General features: G+C 68.5%; 11 protein-coding genes. 2 read left to right on the top strand and 9 right to left on the bottom strand.

The annotated features are described in order from the left end of the window. Positions 1-123 precede the first annotated feature (123 nt). Positions 124-876 carry a YebC/PmpR family DNA-binding transcriptional regulator gene (locus AB0L57_RS23395; RefSeq protein ID WP_364965807.1) on the bottom strand — a complete coding sequence of 251 codons (753 nt, stop codon included), beginning with the start codon at positions 874-876 and terminating at the stop codon, positions 124-126. Positions 877-985: 109 nt separating this feature from the next. Then, a complete protein-coding gene (gene pdxT, locus AB0L57_RS23390) occupies positions 986-1,633 on the bottom strand; it encodes a pyridoxal 5'-phosphate synthase glutaminase subunit PdxT (protein WP_364965805.1) in 648 nt (215 codons plus the stop codon). Positions 1,634-1,861: 228 nt separating this feature from the next. Between pdxT and AB0L57_RS23385 the strand changes: the two genes are divergently transcribed. Continuing rightward, complete coding sequence (locus tag AB0L57_RS23385; protein ID WP_364965803.1) at positions 1,862-8,020, top strand: amino acid adenylation domain-containing protein; 6,159 nt, start codon at positions 1,862-1,864, stop codon at positions 8,018-8,020. Here AB0L57_RS23385 and AB0L57_RS23380 read toward each other — a convergent pair. Together AB0L57_RS23380 and AB0L57_RS23375 are read right to left on the bottom strand one after the other, a co-directional pair. After that, positions 7,998-8,816 carry an acyl-CoA thioesterase II gene (locus tag AB0L57_RS23380; protein ID WP_364965800.1) on the bottom strand — a complete coding sequence of 273 codons (819 nt, stop codon included), beginning with the start codon at positions 8,814-8,816 and terminating at the stop codon, positions 7,998-8,000. The two genes, AB0L57_RS23385 and AB0L57_RS23380, sit on opposite strands and share 23 nt — an antisense overlap. An 89-nt stretch (positions 8,817-8,905) precedes the next feature. Continuing rightward, positions 8,906-10,345: an MFS transporter gene (locus tag AB0L57_RS23375; protein ID WP_364965798.1), complete on the bottom strand. Its 1,440-nt coding sequence runs from the start codon at positions 10,343-10,345 to the stop codon at positions 8,906-8,908. A 196-nt stretch (positions 10,346-10,541) separates the two neighbouring features. Between AB0L57_RS23375 and AB0L57_RS23370 the strand changes: the two genes are divergently transcribed. Next, entirely contained in the window at positions 10,542-11,153 is a 612-nt protein-coding gene (locus AB0L57_RS23370) for a hypothetical protein (protein WP_364965795.1), read from the top strand. 6 nt (positions 11,154-11,159) lie between these two features. On the opposite strand, the gene AB0L57_RS23365 is transcribed toward AB0L57_RS23370, so the two are convergent. The 5 genes from AB0L57_RS23365 to AB0L57_RS23345 form a co-directional block, all read right to left on the bottom strand. Then, positions 11,160-12,128: a LysR family transcriptional regulator gene (locus AB0L57_RS23365; RefSeq protein WP_364965793.1), complete on the bottom strand. Its 969-nt coding sequence runs from the start codon at positions 12,126-12,128 to the stop codon at positions 11,160-11,162. A 180-nt stretch (positions 12,129-12,308) separates the two neighbouring features. Continuing rightward, positions 12,309-13,592 carry an alkaline phosphatase family protein gene (locus AB0L57_RS23360; protein ID WP_364965790.1) on the bottom strand — a complete coding sequence of 428 codons (1,284 nt, stop codon included), beginning with the start codon at positions 13,590-13,592 and terminating at the stop codon, positions 12,309-12,311. Next, positions 13,589-14,485, bottom strand: coding sequence for a LysR family transcriptional regulator (locus AB0L57_RS23355; RefSeq protein ID WP_364965787.1), 897 nt, complete (start codon positions 14,483-14,485; stop codon positions 13,589-13,591). Before AB0L57_RS23355 ends, AB0L57_RS23360 begins: the two co-directional genes overlap by 4 nt. Then, entirely contained in the window at positions 14,482-15,903 is a 1,422-nt protein-coding gene (locus AB0L57_RS23350) for a cation:dicarboxylase symporter family transporter (protein ID WP_364965784.1), read from the bottom strand. Before AB0L57_RS23350 ends, AB0L57_RS23355 begins: the two co-directional genes overlap by 4 nt. Positions 15,904-16,080: 177 nt before the next feature. Continuing rightward, positions 16,081-17,676, bottom strand: a complete 1,596-nt coding sequence (locus AB0L57_RS23345) for a carboxylesterase family protein (RefSeq protein WP_364965781.1) — start codon at positions 17,674-17,676, stop codon at positions 16,081-16,083. Positions 17,677-17,762: the final 86 nt, after the last annotated feature.

The raw sequence follows: 17,762 nt of genomic DNA, 5'->3' as shown, positions 1-17,762 counted from the left end.
CGTGCCACGTGACCAGGGTGTATCGGTGCGAGGCGCGGTGTCGCGGCCCGCGGCGGCACTGGGTGACGGGCTGCTTCGCCGCGCTCTCGCGCATCGCGAGAGCGGCCCGGCTCGTCGGTTGTATCAGTCGTCGAGTTCGGCGAGAACCTCATCGGAGATGTCGACATTGGTGTAGACGTTCTGCACGTCGTCACTGTCCTCGAGTGCATCGACGAGTTTGAACACCTTGCGGGCACCCTCGGCGTCCACCGCGACCGAGACCGACGGCTGGAACCCGGATTCGGCCGAGTCGTAATCGATTCCGGCCTCCTGCAGCGCGGTGCGCACGGCGATCAGGTCGCTGGGGTCGCTGATGATCTCGAACGAATCGCCCAGATCGTTGACGTCCTCGGCACCGGCGTCGAGAACCGCCATCAGCACGTCGTCCTCGCTGAGGCCGTTCTTCTCGAGGGTCACCATGCCCTTGCGGTGGAACAGGTAGGCCACCGAACCCGGGTCGGCCATGTTGCCGCCGTTGCGGGTCATCGCGACCCGCACCTCACCCGCGGCACGGTTGCGGTTGTCGGTGAGACACTCGATCAGCACCGCCACGCCGTTGGGGCCGTAGCCCTCGTAGGTGATGTTCTGCCAGTCGGCGCCGCCGGCCTCTTCGCCGCCGCCGCGCTTGCGGGCGCGCTCGATGTTGTCATTGGGGACCGACGACTTCTTCGCCTTCTGGATGGCGTCGTAGAGAGTCGGGTTTCCGCCAGGGTCACCACCACCGGTGCGCGCCGCGACCTCGATGTTCTTGATCAACTTCGCGAACATCTTGCCGCGCTTGGCGTCGATCACGGCCTTCTTGTGCTTGGTGGTGGCCCATTTGGAGTGGCCGCTCATTCCCTACTTCCTTCAGGTCGGTGTGCTCGAGGCCCGGGCAGATCCGCGATCCGCGTTCCGGCGATCGCTGTGCAGTCTACTGCCCGGTCCGAAAGCGATCGGCGAAAGGTCATGCCCCCGCGGTGACAGCGCTACGCACCGAGTCGACGAACAACCGGTGCACTCGCAGGTCGCCGGTCACCTCGGGATGGAACGAGGTGGCCAGGACGTTGCCCTGCCGGACCGCGACGATCCGGCCCGCGGCCTGTTCGGGTGCCCGGGACGCGCCGTTTCCGGCCGCGCCCGGATGCGGCACCCGGGCCAGGATCTCGACCCCGTCACCCACCCGTTCGACCCAGGGGGCGCGGATGAACACCGCGCGGATCGGATCGTCGAGCCCGGTGAAGCCGAGATCGGTTTCGAACGAATCGACCTGTCGCCCGAATGCGTTGCGCCGCACGGTCATATCGATACCGGACAGCGACTGCGCGTCGGGCCGGGTGTCGAGCACCTCGCGGGCCAGCAGAATCATCCCCGCACAGGAACCGAAGGCCGGCATCCCGCCGCGCAGCCGGGCGCGCAACGGTTCCAGCAGGCCGAACACCTCGAGGAGTTTGCTGATCGTGGTGGACTCGCCACCGGGCAGCACGAGGGCATCGACGGATTCCAGCTCCGAGGACCGCCGCACACTCACCGGTTCGGCGCCGCACTCCGCGAGCGCGCGGAAGTGCTCACGCACATCACCTTGCAGAGCGAGCACACCAATGGTCGGTTTCACGGCACGAGCATACGAGCCCCGCGACACCCGGCCCGCGTTCGGCCGGGGCCGGATGTGGCACCACTCACCGGGAAGCCCCGGTGATACATCATCGGCGATCGAATCAGCGCATTGGAGTACCCACTCTTGTGACTGATAATCCGGAATCTTCCCAATAATGGCAACGGGATTGCCGGGTGCCGAACCGTAGCATCGGCGCGCACATTCTCTTCGACCGCAGGATCACATATGCGCGACAGCCTCCGGCCTCATTCCGCTCATCTCATCCGCCGACAGCGCACCGGAGGTCGCAGCGGCCGGACCCTGGCTCAGCTGCTGGCTTCGGCGGTCGAGCGCAATCCGGACGGGCTCGCGGTCACGGCATCGGGTCACGAGCTCCGCTACCGTGACCTGGACGCGCGGACCAGCCGCCTGGCCCGTCTGTTGTGGGCCTCGGGCGCCGGACCGGAATCGCGTGTGGCCGTGGCACTTCCGCGCTCGCTGGAGTCGGTGACCGCGATCTGGGCGATCGCCAAGGCCGGTGCGGCCTTCGTACCGATCGACCCTTCCTACCCGCAGGCGCGCATCGACCACCAGATCACCGACAGCGGATGCCGGATCGGCCTGACCCGCCGCGAGCACCTGGATCGGCTGCCCACCGGAGTGCGGTGGCTGGTGCTCGACGATCCCCTGCTGCTCGCCGACCTCGGCGAACAGCAGGCGAGTCCGATCACCTATCTCGATCGGCCCACGCCACTGCGGTCGTCGAACGTCGCGTACGTGACCTACACCTCCGGCTCCACCGGACGCCCGAAGGGAGTGGCGGTCACCCATTCCGGGCTGCCCGCCGTGTGCGAAACACTGCGCACCACCGTCGGAGCCACCCAGGACGCGCGCATCCTGTACAACGCGTCCCTGAGTTTCGACGCGTCCGTGCTCGAGCTGCTGCTCGCCATCGGTGCCGCCGCGACGCTGGTGATCACCCCGCCCTCGGTGATCGGCGGCCTCGACCTGGCCGAGCTGCTGCACCGCGAACGGGTCACCCATGCGTTTCTGACACCGTCCGTGCTGGCGACGCTGCGGCCCGCTGGCCTGGACAACCTCGCCGCGATCGTGGTCGGCGGCGAGGCGTGTCCACCCGACCTGGTCCGGACCTGGGCCACCGCGGGCAAACGGCTGCACAATGTCTACGGGCCCACCGAAACCACCATCGGGGTGACGCTGAGCGACGCGCTGGCGCCCGCCGCCGAGGTCCCGCTGGGCAACTCGGTTCCCGGGCTGGTCCTGCATCTCCTCGACGCACAGCTGCGACCGGCTCTCACCGGTGCCGTCGGCGAGCTGTATGTGAGTGGACCGGCCTTGGCGCGCGGCTATACGGGCCATCCCGGGCTCACCGCGGCACGCTTCGTGGCCGATCCATCCGGTGCGCGGATGTATCGCACCGGTGACCTGGTTCGCCGCACCGCCACCGGCGAACTCGAATATCTCGGACGAGTCGATCATCAGGTCAAGGTCCGCGGGCTGCGCATAGAACTCGGTGAGATCGATTCCGCCCTCCTGCGCCACCCGGCGGTGGCGCAGGCGGTCACCGTGGATCGCACCACCGGCGCGGGTGAGGTCGAGTTGGTGTCGTTCGTGCGGGCGGCGACGGGCCGGGAGCCGCGGGCCGCGGAGCTGACCGCGAGTCTGAGCACCGAGCTGCCGGCGTTCATGCTGCCGAACACGGTGCTCGTGGTCGAGCAGTTCCCACTGACCGCGACCGGGAAGATCGACCGGACCGCGCTGCGCGCACAGCAGCTGCCGGCCGCGGCTTCCCGGCGGGCAGCCGATGTGGGCGAGGACCTGGTCGCCGAGGTATTCGGGCGGATACTCGGCCGCGACACGCTCGGCGGCGATACCGATTTCTTCGCCGCCGGCGGCAACTCGCTGCTCGCGACCCAGGTCGCGGCACGGTTAAGCGAGATCTGGCAGTTGCGGGTGCCGCCCACACTGCTGTTCGACCATCCCACCGTCGCCGCGCTCACGACCGCGCTGCGGACACGGCAGTTCGACACCGTCCGGCCGCCGTTGCTCCCGGCCGTCCGGCCCGAGCGAATCCCGCTGTCGCCGAATCAACTTCGCTTCTGGTTGCGCAATCAGTTCGACACCACCTCCGCGGTGGACAATGTCGGATTCGCCCTGCGGCTGTCCGGTGCGGATCTCGGCGCACTGCAGGCTGCCCTCATCGATGTGCTGAGCCGGCACGAAGCATTGCGGACCCGCTACCCGGCCGATGCGGACGGGCCTCATCAGCTGATCCTGGACGCCGCGGCATGCGGCGATTGTTTCGCCGTCGAGGACATCGGCGACGCCGACCCTGCCGAACGAGTGCACGGCGTACTCCGGGAGGGCTTCGATGTCACCACGCAGGTGCCGCTACGCGTCCGGCTGTTGCGGACGACGCGAGACCACGTTCTGGTCTGCGCCCTGCACCACATCTGCGCCGACGGTTCCTCGCTCGCACCGATGGCACAGGACCTCGCCGCCGCCTATACCGCCCGATGGGGCGGAAAGGCTCCCGAATGGCGACCCGTGGCGGTGCAGTACGCCGACTACGCCCTGTGGCAGCGGGAGCTGCTCGGATCACGCGACGAACCGGATTCCCTGCTGTCGCAGCAACTCCGGTATTGGAGCGAAGAGCTCGGCGGCCTGCCCGATCAGCTCGACCTGCCGATCGACCGGCCCCGCCGATCGGTCGCGTCGCTGCGCGGTGCCGCCGTGGATCGCACGATCTCCGCGCGGTTGCACGGCGAACTGCTCGAGGTGGCCCGCAGCGGGCACGCCAGTCTGTTCATGGTGATGCGAACGGCGCTGGCGGTACTGCTGGCCCGGTTGTCGGGCAGTAGCGACATCGCCATCGGCGTACCGATGACCAACCGGGCCGAACCGGCACTCGACGGCGTCGTCGGCATGTTCGTCAACACGACCGTCTCCCGGACCCGTATCGACGCGGGCGAGCCCTTTGCGGCACTGCTCGCCCGTACCAGGTCCCGCGACCTGGCCAACTTCGCGCATTCGGAAGTTCCCTTCGAGCAGGTGGTCGATGCTGTCGACCCGGTGCGGTCCCCCGGGCGGCACCCGCTGTATCAGGTCGGTTTCGCCTTCCAGAACTTCGCGCGGCCCGATCTGGAGATGCCCGACACCGCGCTGTCGCCGTTCGCCATAGAAATCGACACGGTGAAGACCGATCTGCACATCGGCGTGATCGACACCCGAGACGAGGACGGGACCCCCGGACCGGTGTTGATCCGATTCGGTTACAGCACAGATCTTTTCGATCAGGCGACGGTCGACGGATTCCTCGATGCCTATGTCCGCCTGCTGCATTCGGTCGCGGCGGAGGTGTCGACTCCGGTCGGGGACCTGATATTGGCCGATGCGGCCCACCCCGGCTGCGACGCCACCGCTCACCCCGTCGAATCCGAGTCGCTCACCGCCGCACTGCTCCGCCGGGCGGCCGCCCGTCCGGACGACATCGCGGTGGTCTGCGGTCCGGCCTCGATCAGCTACACGGATCTCACCGACCGGATCGCGCGACTGGCCCGGTGGCTGATCGCACAGGGCGCCGGCCCCGAGTCCGTCGTCGCGGTGGCGATGCGCCGGTCGATCGACCAGGTGGTCGCGTTGTACGCCGTCGCGGAGGCGGGCGCGGCCTGGGTGCCGATCGACCCGGACCATCCGGAGCAGCGGACCGCGCACATCCTGGAATCGGCTGACCCGCACTGTGTTCTGACCACCACCGCGGATCGGTTCACGATGGTGCCGGCCCATGCCGTCGACGCGATGGACCTCTCCCGGTTCCCGGCGGGCCCGGTGCGCGACGAGGAACGCGGCGTCCCGCTGCGCGGCGATCACCCCGCCTATGTCATCTACACGTCCGGATCCACCGGAAAGCCCAAGGGTGTGGTGGTGACCCACGCCGCGATCGTCAACCAGCTCGAGTGGATGCACCGGCGATACGGGGTCGGACCGCAGGACAGGTATCTGCAGAAGACCGCGGCCACATTCGACGTGTCGCTCTGGGGGTACTTTCTTCCGCTGCGGGCAGGAGCACAGTTGATCCTGGCCGCTCCGGGCAGCGAACGCGATCCACACGCGATCTGCGCACTGGTCGCCGAGCACGCCGTCACCCTGACCGATTTCGTCCCGTCCATGCTCACCGTCATCGCCGGCTGCGCGTCATCGCCACTGCTGCGGACACTGCGGGCCGTCTTCGTGATCGGCGAGGCGCTGCCGCCGGAGACCGCCCGGGATTTCGCGGCGGTGTGCCCGGCGCAGGTGCACAACCTGTACGGTCCGACCGAGGCCGCTGTCAGCATCACAGAACACCACATCGGACCGGATGATCTGCGAGCCCCGACCGTTCCGATCGGCGTTCCGGTATGGAATTCCCGCTGCCCGGTGCTGGATTCGCGCCTGCACGAGGTGTACGACGGCGTGACCGGTGAGCTCTTCCTGGCCGGGGATCAGCTCGCCCGCGGCTATCACGGTGCGCCCGGCCTCACCGCGGCACGGTTCGTCGCCGATCCCTTCGGCCCGCCCGGCGCGCGGATGTACCGCAGCGGCGATCTGGCACGTCGGCGACGCGACGGCGCCCTGGAGTATCTGGGACGCACCGACTTCCAGGTCAAGGTGCGCGGTCATCGCATCGAACTCGGCGAGATCGAGTCCGCGCTGCTGGCTGATCCGGAAGTGGCCCAGGCCGCGGTCACCGTGCACCGATCGGAGGCCGGTGACCGGCTGGTCGGGTACATCGTCCCCGCCGACGGGCACGTGGTGGACGCGCAAGCGTTGCGGCGCAGTGTATCCGGGCAGCTGCCGAGCTACATGGTGCCCGCGGCGGTGCTGGTGCTGGCCGCGCTGCCGGTCAACACCAGCGGCAAACTCGATCGCGCCGCCCTCCCCGAACCGGTGTTCACCAGCGCGTCCGCGGTGGCGCCCGCGACCGAGCTCGAATGCGCCATCGCCGACGTTTTCGCCGAGGTGCTCAACATCGACCGGGTGGGCGCGACCGACGACTTCTTCGAGTCGGGCGGCTCCTCCTTGCTCGTATTCGTTCTGCACCAACGATTGTCGGCCCGGCTGAACCGCGAGGTCGCGATGTCGGCGATTCTGGCTCACCCGACCGTCGGCGGATTGGCAGCCCACCTGACCGGCGCGGGGGCGCCGCCGATGGTGCACTCCCCCGCCGCCGACGCGGTACTCGAACCCGAAATCACCGCGGCCGGAGGTCGCCCGGCCGCGACGGTGCTGCTCACCGGAGCCACCGGCTTCCTGGGTGCGCATCTGTTGAACGAACTGCTCACGAGCACCGGCGCGCAGGTGGTGTGCCTCGTCCGCAGCGCGGCCGGGCAGGATCCGCTGGACCGGATCGTCGCCTCGCTCGAGCGGTTCCGGCTGCCGACCGACGCGGTCGCCGAGCGGGTCCGGGCCGTACGTGGTGATCTGGCGCAGCCGGACCTCGGGCTGACCCCGGCGGATTTCGATTTCCTGGCGGCAAACGTCGATGCGATCTACCACAACGGCGCCCGGGTCAATCATGTCGATCCCTATGAGCGTCTGCGCGCGGCCAATGTCGAAGGGACGCGCTCGATTCTGCGGCTGGCGACCACGCGGCGTATCAAGACCGTCCACTTCGTCTCCACACTCGGCGCCGCCGTTCCGGCCGACGCCGTGCCCGCGGTCGTCGGCGAGGACGACCGGTTGCGCGCCGATCAGTTGCAGGACAACGGCTACCTCGTGTCGAAATGGGTTGGTGAGGAACTGATCCGGCAGGCCGGTGAGCGTGGTGTGCCGGTGACCGTGTTCCGGCCGGGCACGATCTGCGGCCACACCGTCTCGGCGGTCAACAACCCGGACGACGCCTTCTGGAATATGGTGCGGGCCGCGGCCACGCTCGGGGTGGCACCGGATGTGGGTGCGGCGACGGTATCGCTGGTGCCGGTGGATTACGTGGTGCGCGCACTCGTCGCGATCAGCACCGGAAGCGGTGGCACAGGTTCGGTGTATCACCTGGTCAGCCAGCATCCGGTGGCCGTCGCCGATGTTCTCGATTCGCTGCGCGCGCACGGCCATCCGATCGCCGTGCGGCCGCTCGAGGAGGTCCGCGCGGAGCTGGACACGCAAACCGCCGCCCGGTCGGCGGCCGGTGACGACACGCTGGTGCGTGCTGCCCTGCTGGCGCCGACATTCGCCGGACTCGCGGGCCATACGGTGTGGTCCGACGTCGCTGCCCGGACGGCGCTGGAGGGCACCGGGATCGAGTGTCCGGCCGTCGATCGGATCGTCCTGGACCGCTACGTCGAGCGGCTCGGGGAGTCCGATCTGCTCGGTACGGCGGCCGGGTTCACTCCCGCAGGCTGCGGATGAGACCTTCCTGCACGACCTGAGCGACGAACTGCCCCTGCTGGTTGAAGATTCGCCCACTGGTCAGGGCACGACCGTAACCGGCCGACGGCGAATTCTGGTCGTAGAGCAGCCATTCGTCGGCCCGGAAGGGACGCAGGAACCACATGGCGTGGTCCAGTGAGGCGTCCTGGGTGTGTTCGTCGCGGTGGGTGACCTTCGACGAGCCGAGCAGGGTCATATCGCTCATGTAGGCGAGGGTGCACACATGGAACAGCGGATCGTCGGGCAGCGGATGGCGGTAGCGGAACCACACCTGCTGCTGGGAGGCGAGTCCGTCGCGAAGGGTGACCTGATCCTGTGGCACCGGCCGGATGTCCCAGTGTTCCCATTCGCGCATGAGCCACAACCGCTCGGCGCTCATCGTCTCGTGCCCGTCCGGAATATCCTGAGGCAGCGGCACTTCCGGCATCCGGTCCTGATGTACCGGGCCCTCGTCGCCGACATGGAAGGACGCCGACATGGTGAATATCGCCTCGCCGTCCTGGATTCCGGTCACCCGGCGGGTACAGAACGAGCGGCCGTCACGGATGCGTTCGACCAGGTACACCGTCTGCTCGGACGGATTCCCGGGGCGAAGGAAGTACCCGTGGAGCGAGTGCACCTCGTACCGCGGCTCCACGGTGCGCACGGCCGAAACCAGCGCCTGGCCGGCAACCTGTCCGCCGAAGGTTCGGGGCAGCTGGGACTTGGTCACCGCGCCGCGGAAGATGTCGCGCTCGAGCCGCTCGATCTCGAGCGCTTCTTCGATGGTCGCCATGTACCGTCCTTCCAGGAATAGACGAGCTCAGGCTAAGCGATGCCGAACCGCCTCCGACGCGCGACTCCGCCTGCCGACACACCGGACGGCTAGGACGTATTCGTGCCCTGGGACCCCACGAAAGCCTTGGCTTCCTCCTCCGAACCGGCGGCCGGTGCCGAACCCCACATGTGCTTACCGTTCGGCTCGGCCAGGAAATACACCGACACCGCACCCACCAGGCCGGCGATGATCAGGTAGTACGCGGGCCAGTTCAGATCGCCGGTCGCGCCGACAAGCGCACCGACGACCACCGAGGTCGTCCCCGCGAACAGCGACACCGCGACATTGAACGACACCGAAAGACCCGCGCCGCGCACCCGCGTGGGGAACAGCGACGGCAGCGTCGAGGGCATCGTCGCGCTGAAACAGATCAGTGTGAGGCCCATGATCAGCAGACCCAGGAACACCGCGAACGCGTTGTCGGTGCGCACCAGCAACACCATCGGGAACGCCAGCACGATCAGCGCGACGACGCCGGTCCAGATGATGGGTTTTCGACCCACCCGGTCGGAGATCAGGCCGATCATCGGAATCGCAAGCAACGCAATGGCCATCACCACGATCTGCAACCACTGCGAGGTCGACGAGGACACTCCGCCGCCGGTGCTGTCGGGCACGGTCTCGGTCACATAGGTCGGCATGTACGAGGTGAGCATGTAGTTGGTGACGTTCCAGACCACCACCAGCCCCATGCAGACCAGCACGTACGGCCACAGTTTCGCGAGCACCTTGGCCTCGTCACCGGTCTTGTTGGCCTTCTCGCGGTCCTCGGACTCCTTCTCCAGCGCCTCGAAGGCGGGCGTGTCGGCCAAGCGCATCCGCAGGTAGACCCCGACCGCACCGAGTGGCAGCGCGATGAAGAACGGCAACCGCCAGCCCCACGCGAGCAACTGGTCGTGGGTCAGGACGGCATCGGCGAGCGTGACGACCAGCGCGCCGAACAGATATCCGGTGAATGTACCGAATTCCAGCCAGCTGCCGAGGAATCCGCGGCGCCGATCCGGAGCGTACTCGGCGATGAAGGTCATCGCGTTGCCGTACTCGCCGCCGGTGGAGAAACCCTGCAGCAGGCGCGCGCACAACAGCAACATGGGTGCCCAGATACCGATGGTGTTCTGATCCGGAATGCAGCCGATCGCGAAGGTACCGGCGGCCATCAGGATCATCGTCGTGGCGAGCACCTTGTTGCGGCCGATGCGATCGGCGAGCGGCCCGAAGAACATTCCGCCGAACGGGCGCACCAGGAACGCCACCGCGAACAGGCCGAACGTCGCGATCGTGCCGGCGGTGTCACCGAGATGCGAGAAGAACACCTCTTTGATGGTGGGCTCGAAATACGCGTAGACACCAAAGTCGTACCACTCGGTGATGTTGCCGATACTGGCCGCACCGATCGCCCGTCTGATGATGGGCGGATCGGTGACGACGATGTCGTCGAGCGACCACCGCCTCGGACGTTCGCGCGGGCTCAGCACGGCCACCGACACCGACCTCCTCGAGTTTTTGTGGTCCTCTCTCGATCCGCGGCGTCGCGACCCCGGCCGGGGTGGCGGATCGCCTCGCACAGGTTCCTTCCGTCCGGGATCGACCCGCTCAGGCTATGCGATCACCACCCGCGGCGGTCGGCGACCCTCCGCGATCGCCGACTCGGCCTGTGCCCGGCGGACGGGGCATGATGGGCGGATGCCCGCATTCGAACCGATCTCGGCGCACGGGCTGATCACCGCGATCGCCGATGCAGTACGCGCCGAGCCCGGCCCGGTGGTGGTCGCCGTGGACGGCGCCGACGCGGCCGAACCCCGCATCCCCGCCGAGCGGCTCGCCGAGCTGATCCGCACCCGCGGCCGCCCCGCCGCGGTGGTGTGGTCACACGATTTCGTCCGCCCGGCCTCGGTGCGACTGGAATTCGGTCGCGACGAGATGTCCTATCGCACGGGCTGGTTCGACTACGCCGCCCTCGATCGCGAAGTGTTGCAGGCGGTGCGCCGCCGCGGCCGGTGGCTGCCCGCCCTGTGGGACGAGGCCGAGGACCGCTCCGCGCGCGCCGCGATGCGCACGGCCGCCGCGGGCACGGTCCTGGTGGTGGCCGGGCCGATGCTGCTGGGCCGGAAGCTGGATTTCGATGTGACCGTGCGACTGCGCATGTCGGAGGCGGCGCTGCGGCGGCGTACCGATCCCGGCGATCTCTGGACCGTCCCGGCGCTGCTGCACCACGACGCCGAACACGACGAGCCGGCGGCCTTCGAGGTGCGGTGGGATCATCCCGACCGCCCGGCGATCCGCATGGACCGATGAGTGCGGTCAGATCTCGAACAATTCGCGGTCGGCTGCGGGAATCCAGCAATCCGTGGCGATCACGCGATCGTAGTTGCTGCGAAAATGGTCGACGACCCGCGGTAGTCCGGGATGCGGGTTACCGGTCGACCACAACAGGGCGTGCGGATACACCGGTGTCGGATCGACGATCGGCAGCCTGCGGATGTGCGGATGCCACGGATTGCGAAAGTGATCACTGCTGATCGTGCACAGCGTGGTGGACTCGGCGATCAGCCCGACCATGGCGGTGATTCCATCGGGGCCGGGCGCGTCCCGCTTCGATCGGGGCGTGATGTCGACGGTGACACCGCAGTGCTCACTCAGTTCGCGATAGAAGTCGGCCCATTCCGACGGCACCCCCGCCCCGGGGATCCACACCGTCATTTCTCCTACCTCGGCGAGGGTCACCGCCGATCGGCCCGCCAGTCGATGGTGGCGCCCGACGAGCAGATGGACGGGGTCCAGATAGGCCGGTGCCGCCGCGATGGTCGACGGCAGTGGCCGGGGACCACCGTGCGCGCGGGCGAACGCGGCATCGGCACGGCCGTGCACGACCATGTCCCGCGAGGTCTCGAAGACATTGGAGATGACGATCTCGGTATCGGAGCCGCGGTGGTGGTCGAGATAGAACCGCATCCGCTCCATGGCACCGTCACGCTCGCCCAGGATCGCCACCCGCAACGGCCGCGGGGTGTCGTGCACCGCGGCCACCGCGGCCTCGGCGACCGCCAGCAGCGAGCGCGCGTGCGAGACGAATCGCGATCCCGCGGCGGTGACGGCGATACCGGAGGGCACCCGATCGAACAGCGTCGCACCCAGTTGCGACTCCAGTTTGGCGATCCGCTTGGACACCGCCTGCTGGCTGATGCCGAGAACGGTGGCGGCGTGACTGAACTGCTGCTCGTCGACCGCGGCCACGAATGCCCGCACGGCGGCCAGATCCAGATCCGTCATCATGCACACCTCCGTGGACAACCATCGGTTGTCCGGACCGCCTCCTGAACCCGAGCCACTGTACCGTGTCCTGGACGAGCCTGAAATCTGCTATTTTCCAGCCTTTTTGCCTAGAGCGAAGCTACCCGGCGCCGACTCCGAGCGCCCCCGCCGACGACCGGAGTCCACAACCGGAAGAGGTCACCGACCCCGGTTGCCGGTCGCCGCGACGCTCTCCGCCCGGCCGATCGGCTCGCTCGCCGCACCGACGTGGTTGAGCACCAGATCGTGGATATCACGGCTGCGCAGCACATTCGCGTGATAGCGGTCGGCCAGCGGACCGTGCACCGGGCGGCTCGTGATCAGCGGCACCGGCTGCTCGTGCCGGCCACCGTGTGAGCGCAGGGCGCCGTGCAGGCCGGACAGGTCGTGGTCGGCGGCACGGCGGCCCAGGGCGATATCGGCGGCGGCGGTGACAGCGAGATCACCGATGCGGTCGGCGGGATGTTCGTACACGGTGATCGCGTCCGCCCGGGTCCACACCTCCTCGATCCCGGGCAGTGCGGCGATGACGGCGCGCGCGGTGTCCCGGTGCTCGTCGTCGACATGGATCCAGGCGAACGAGCCCAGCGCGCCATGGTGTTTCACGTACGGATCGGTGATCGGCAGCACCACCTCGTGCACGGGTACCGAGGCAGCGTCGAGGATGTCGAGCAGATAGTGGACATTCGGGCTGCCATCGGGCTTGTGCTTGGCGTTCATTCCGTGGTCGGCGGTGATGCCGACGACGAAACCGGCGTCGAGGTATTCCCCGAGCAGGGTGTCGAACTCGGTGAAGAAGCGATCCGACAACTCCTCCCCCGGTGCGACGGCGTGCTGCACCCGGTCGGTGAGCGAGATGTAGAGCAGCCGCAACCGCGGGCACGCACGGAAGGCCGCGATGCCGATCCGCATGGCGTAGTGGCTGGCGTCCCAGTCGTAGATGCCGGGCGCGGGGCGGCCGACCAGGTCCTGTAGATCGCCGATCCCGTATTCCGGGAGCCCGTGCTCGGCGGCCAGTTCCACGCTCACACTGGGCACCCCGCCGTTGCCGAGCAGTCGCCGCAACTTCTCCTTGGTGGTGACCATCAGCGTCGGGACGCCCGCCTGTTCCAGAACGGCGTGAATACTGGGGCAGCGCAGGAACTTCGGATCGTTGAGCAGCTGCAGCGAGCCGTCCTCGAGCCGGCAGTAGTTGCCGGGCACGCCGTGCAGGGCGGGCGGGGCGCCGGTGACGATCGACAGGTTGTTGGGATTGGTCAGGCTCGGCATCTCCGAGGCGCCGATCCGGTATTCGCCGCCCTCGTCCAGCATTCCGGCCAGGCGCGGCATGATGCCGCGGGTCAGCGCATCGGCGAAGTACTCGGGGTCGCCGCCGTCGACGGTGAACACCACCGTCGGCTCCACGGGCAGGCGGTACTCACGGCCGTTCGCGGTGATCGTCATCGGGGGGACCTCTCTCGTGCCAATTGGATGAACTCTTCTTCCGGCCGGGACAGGGCCCGGCCGATCCGGTGGATCAGATGGACCGGCCGGGTCGCGGGTGCCGGTTCCAGTGCCAGTTCCGCCACCCGGCCCAGCCGCAGCGCGGACTCCGCGGAAACTCGTGTCACACAGGCGATGCCGAGCCCCGCGGCGACCGCCTCGACGATCGCTCCGGTCCCGCTGATGGTCCAGGTGCGGGCGCGCGGGATCTGCCAGCAGTCCATCAGGGTCTGCTGATACCGCCGGGTCGTCGACCCGGATTCGCGCACCAGGATCGTGCTGCCGCGCAGATCCGCGGCATCGACGCAGGCGGCGCCCGCCAGCGGATGCGCGGCCGCGGCGATCACGACTTGCGGTTCGCGTCCGACCAGGATCCGCTCGTGGTTCGAGTCCTCATCGGACGCGGCGACCAGTGCCACCGCGATCTCCCCGCTGTCGAGGGCACGCAGCGTCGCGCTGGTGTTCTGAATGCTCACCTCGAGCGCGACCTCGGGGAACAACGTGCCGTATTCGACCAGCAGCGGCGGGAGCAATCCTTCACCGGCGGTGACGGTTCCGCCGATCGACAGCGTGCCCTCGACCGGTCCGTGGCCGAGCCGCCGCAGCTGGTCGACCGCGGTCTCGTAGCTCTCGAGCACCTGTGGCGCGTGGGTGAGCAGCAGTTCTCCCGCGGGGGTGAGCCGACGACCGGGCGTGCGATCGAACAACTGCGCACCGACCTCGGCCTCGAGCAACCGGATGTGGGTGGAGACGGTGGATTGGGCCATGTCCAATGCGCGGGCGGCAGCCGAGAATCCGCCGGTGCGGGCGACCGCGACGAAGACGCGCAACCGCTGCAGGCTCGGCCCGCTCATCGCCGCGGATCCGATTCCGCGAACCGCGGCGTTCCGGCATTCGGCGATGCGGCGTCGCGGGTGTCCGGTGGCTCGGCGAGTGGTGCGGCGACGGGCAACCGGCGATCGTCGTGCAGGAGCCCCGGGGCCCCACCGCCCATGATCGCGTTCAGCTCCCGCGCCCGGGTCTCACCCTGCCATCGGGAGATCACCAGTCCGGCAACGGCATTGCCGAGCGAGTTGACCACGGCCCGGCACTCGGACATGAAGCGGTCGACGCCGAAGACGAGCATCACGCCCGATACCGGGATCAGCGACAGCGAGGACACCGTGGTCGTGAGCATCACGAAACCGCCACCGGTGACGCCCGCGGTGCCCTTCGACGACAGCAGCATCACCAGTAGCAGCATCAGCTGCTCACCGAACGACAGATGCAGCCCGAGTGCCTGGGCGATGAACATCGTCGACAGCGTCAGATAGATGCAGGTGCCGTCCAGGTTGAACGAGTAGCCCGCGCTGACGGTGATTCCGGCCGTGCCCTTCGAAACACCCGCGTTCTCGAGTTTGCGCACGATTCCGGGAATCGCGACCTCCGAGGACGACGCCCCGAACGCGAGCAATACCTCCTCCTTGAAGTAGCGGAAGGTGCGCAGCGGCCGCAGCCCGGCCAGCAGCAGCGCCCCGCCGAGCACCACGACCACGAAGACCAGTGAGGTGAGATAGAAGGTGGCGATCAGCTCGACCAGCGCGCCGAGGGTCGCGGCGCCGAAATGCCCGGTGGTGTAAGCCATCGCGCCGAACACACCGACGGGGGCGAGATAGGTCACGAACCGCACGACGGTGAACAGCACCGCCGACACCCGCTCGGTCGCCCGGGCGACCGCCCGGCCCTGTTCCCCCATCGAGGCGATCGCGATACCGATCAGCACCGACAGGAACAGGATCTGCAGGATGTGCCCCTCGGCGAACGCCGCCACCGCGTTGTCCGGAACCAGCTGGGTGAAGTAGTCGGTCCAGTCCAGTTCCGTGCCCGCCGCCGCGCGCTGTGCGACCGATTCGCTCAGCCGCAGCCGCGACGGGTCCACATGCATCGCCGAACCCGGCTCGACGAGGTCGACCACCACCAGTCCCAGCAGCAGCGCGACGGTCGTGACGACCTCGAAGTAGAGGATCGAGCGCAGCGCGACCTTGCCGACACTGCGCAGATTCGCCACCGCCGCGATCCCGCTGACGACCATGCAGAACAGGATCGGGCCGAGCAACATGGTCAGCAGGCTCACGAACAGGTCGCCCAGCACCTGCAGTGAATCGCCGAGGTCCGGTGCGACCAGTCCGGTGATCGCGCCGGCCGCCATACCTGCCAGCACCCAGACGTAGAGGCGCCGATACCAGGGGCGAGCCCGGCTCGGGGTCGTATCGCGGGGCTCTTGCGTGAACATGGATCTCCTCGCCGTCGTGGACGCGGCGTTCGTGCGTCCGCCACCGAGCATGTGGACCGAACGACGCGAGAGCTTGAATCCATCGGGACGGTGAGGTGAACGATCGTGGTCGGAGCATCGACCGCGCGATACCCGCGATCGGTGCTGCCGATGGGCAGACCCCGGCGTCGCGGCGAGTCAGCCGACCCAGTGGTCGCAGTGGTGCCGCCGGGTGAAGTCGCTGCCGGCCGCGGTGGCGCCCGGACGCAGGGTGAGCACTTCACCGCCGGTGTGGCGGGGCCACTCGGGTTGTCCTGCGGTGTGCGGGTTTCCGGTGTTCACGAACGCGGCCCAGTAGGCGATCATCTGGGCGGACAGATTCTGCTGAGGTGCGGTCGCCGGGTCCGGCAGGCCGGCTACGCCGAACAGATACGGCAATTCGACAGTGTGGGAGGCTCCCAGCGGGAACGGCGTTCCCGCGACGAGGCCACCCGGCGAGGCGGCGGTGGTGTCGTCGAATTCGTATTGGTAAACAGGTGCGCCGCGGGACAGCGCATCGGCCAGAGTCGACACCGGGCAGGCGAAGTCGTGGTCGGTGAATGCCGCCGCCAAGGCCGAGGCCGGGTGAGCGTAAGCGGCGGCCGGGTAGGCGGCGGCGACGTTGTCCGCGTCGGATCCGAACGCCTTGGCCAGCGCATCGAGGTACTGCTCGACGGTGGCGGGCGGTCCGGTCGCCGCGACGATGCCGGTGGCTTCGTCGTGGTTGGTACCGATCAGCACCGGCACGCGGGCAGCCTTGCCTGCGCGCACCGCCGCGACCGGATTGTCCGGCAGCAACGGCTGACCGGTCACGGGACCGGGGGTGGCGGTTCCGCCGGAGGTGGAGTAGCTCAGCGGAGCGGCGACCAGCCGGTAGGGCGGGAGCGCCCGCATGCACTGTGCCACCGCGACGGGTTCGGCTGCGCCACAGCCGAACCCGGTCACATAGTCGGCACTGATCCGGGCCGCGGTCTCCCGGGGCGCCTGGACCTGGCATCGACCGCTCTGCAGGACGACCGCGGCGAACAGTCCCGCCGAGGCCGGTGAGATCAGATGATCGCAGACCGAGGTGGCACCGGAGGACTCTCCGGCGATCGTCACCCGAGCCGGGTCGCCGCCGAACGCGGCGATGTTGTCACGCACCCACCGCAGCGCGGCCTGCTGGTCCAGCAACCCGAAGTTGCTCACCTGCCCGCCGTCGTGGGAGAACACCGGATCGGCCAGGAATCCCAGGGCACCCAGCCGGTAGTTGATCGTGACGACGACCATGTCTCCGGCGGTGACCAGCCGCGACGGATCATAGGAATCGCCGCTGCCGACCTGGAACGCCCCGCCGTGGATCCACACCAGCACCGGTCGCCGCTTCGCCGCGCTCCGGGCCGGAGTCCACACATTCAGGAACAGACAGTCCTCGTCGCCGGCCACGTCATCGGGACCGCGGACGACCAGCGCGCGCTGTTGCGGGCATTCGGCGCCAGGGGCGGTGGCGGCGCGAGTGCCGTCCCAGTGCGCGTGGGGTTCGGGCGGTGTCCAGCGCAGCGCGCCGATAGGTGCTGCCGCATAGGGGATTCCGTCGAAGCGGCGGTGATCGGCGGTCACGGTCCCACGCACCGCTCCCGATGACGTCGTGACCACGGCGCCAGCGGCCGAACCGGCCTGCTGCCCGGAACCGCCACAGCCACCGACCCATCCCGCGCTCACACATATCGCGGCCAGAACCGTCACCACCCGCAGGACGCGTCGCCACCGTGACATACGAGACATCCCCCTCCTACGCCAGTCCCCGTATCTGCCCGATGCCGAGACTATCGGACCACCACCGGCGTGTCGGCGAGGAATGA

This window comes from Nocardia sp. NPDC052254 (assembly GCF_040679495.1).
Taxonomy (GTDB): domain Bacteria; phylum Actinomycetota; class Actinomycetes; order Mycobacteriales; family Mycobacteriaceae; genus Nocardia.
The sequence above is the reverse complement of the archived record's forward strand: the minus strand, read 5'-3'. Positions and strand labels throughout refer to the sequence as shown.

Coding starts and splice junctions, on each gene's coding strand:
- AB0L57_RS23365 (WP_364965793.1), bottom strand. CDS start 12,128: ATGACGGATCTGGATCTGGCCGCCGTGCGGGCATTCGTGGCCGCGGTC.
- AB0L57_RS23345 (WP_364965781.1), bottom strand. CDS start 17,676: ATGTCACGGTGGCGACGCGTCCTGCGGGTGGTGACGGTTCTGGCCGCG.
- AB0L57_RS23350 (WP_364965784.1), bottom strand. CDS start 15,903: ATGTTCACGCAAGAGCCCCGCGATACGACCCCGAGCCGGGCTCGCCCC.
- AB0L57_RS23380 (WP_364965800.1), bottom strand. CDS start 8,816: ATGGCGACCATCGAAGAAGCGCTCGAGATCGAGCGGCTCGAGCGCGAC.
- AB0L57_RS23395 (WP_364965807.1), bottom strand. CDS start 876: ATGAGCGGCCACTCCAAATGGGCCACCACCAAGCACAAGAAGGCCGTG.
- AB0L57_RS23385 (WP_364965803.1), top strand. CDS start 1,862: ATGCGCGACAGCCTCCGGCCTCATTCCGCTCATCTCATCCGCCGACAG.
- AB0L57_RS23370 (WP_364965795.1), top strand. CDS start 10,542: ATGCCCGCATTCGAACCGATCTCGGCGCACGGGCTGATCACCGCGATC.
- AB0L57_RS23355 (WP_364965787.1), bottom strand. CDS start 14,485: ATGAGCGGGCCGAGCCTGCAGCGGTTGCGCGTCTTCGTCGCGGTCGCC.
- AB0L57_RS23360 (WP_364965790.1), bottom strand. CDS start 13,592: ATGACGATCACCGCGAACGGCCGTGAGTACCGCCTGCCCGTGGAGCCG.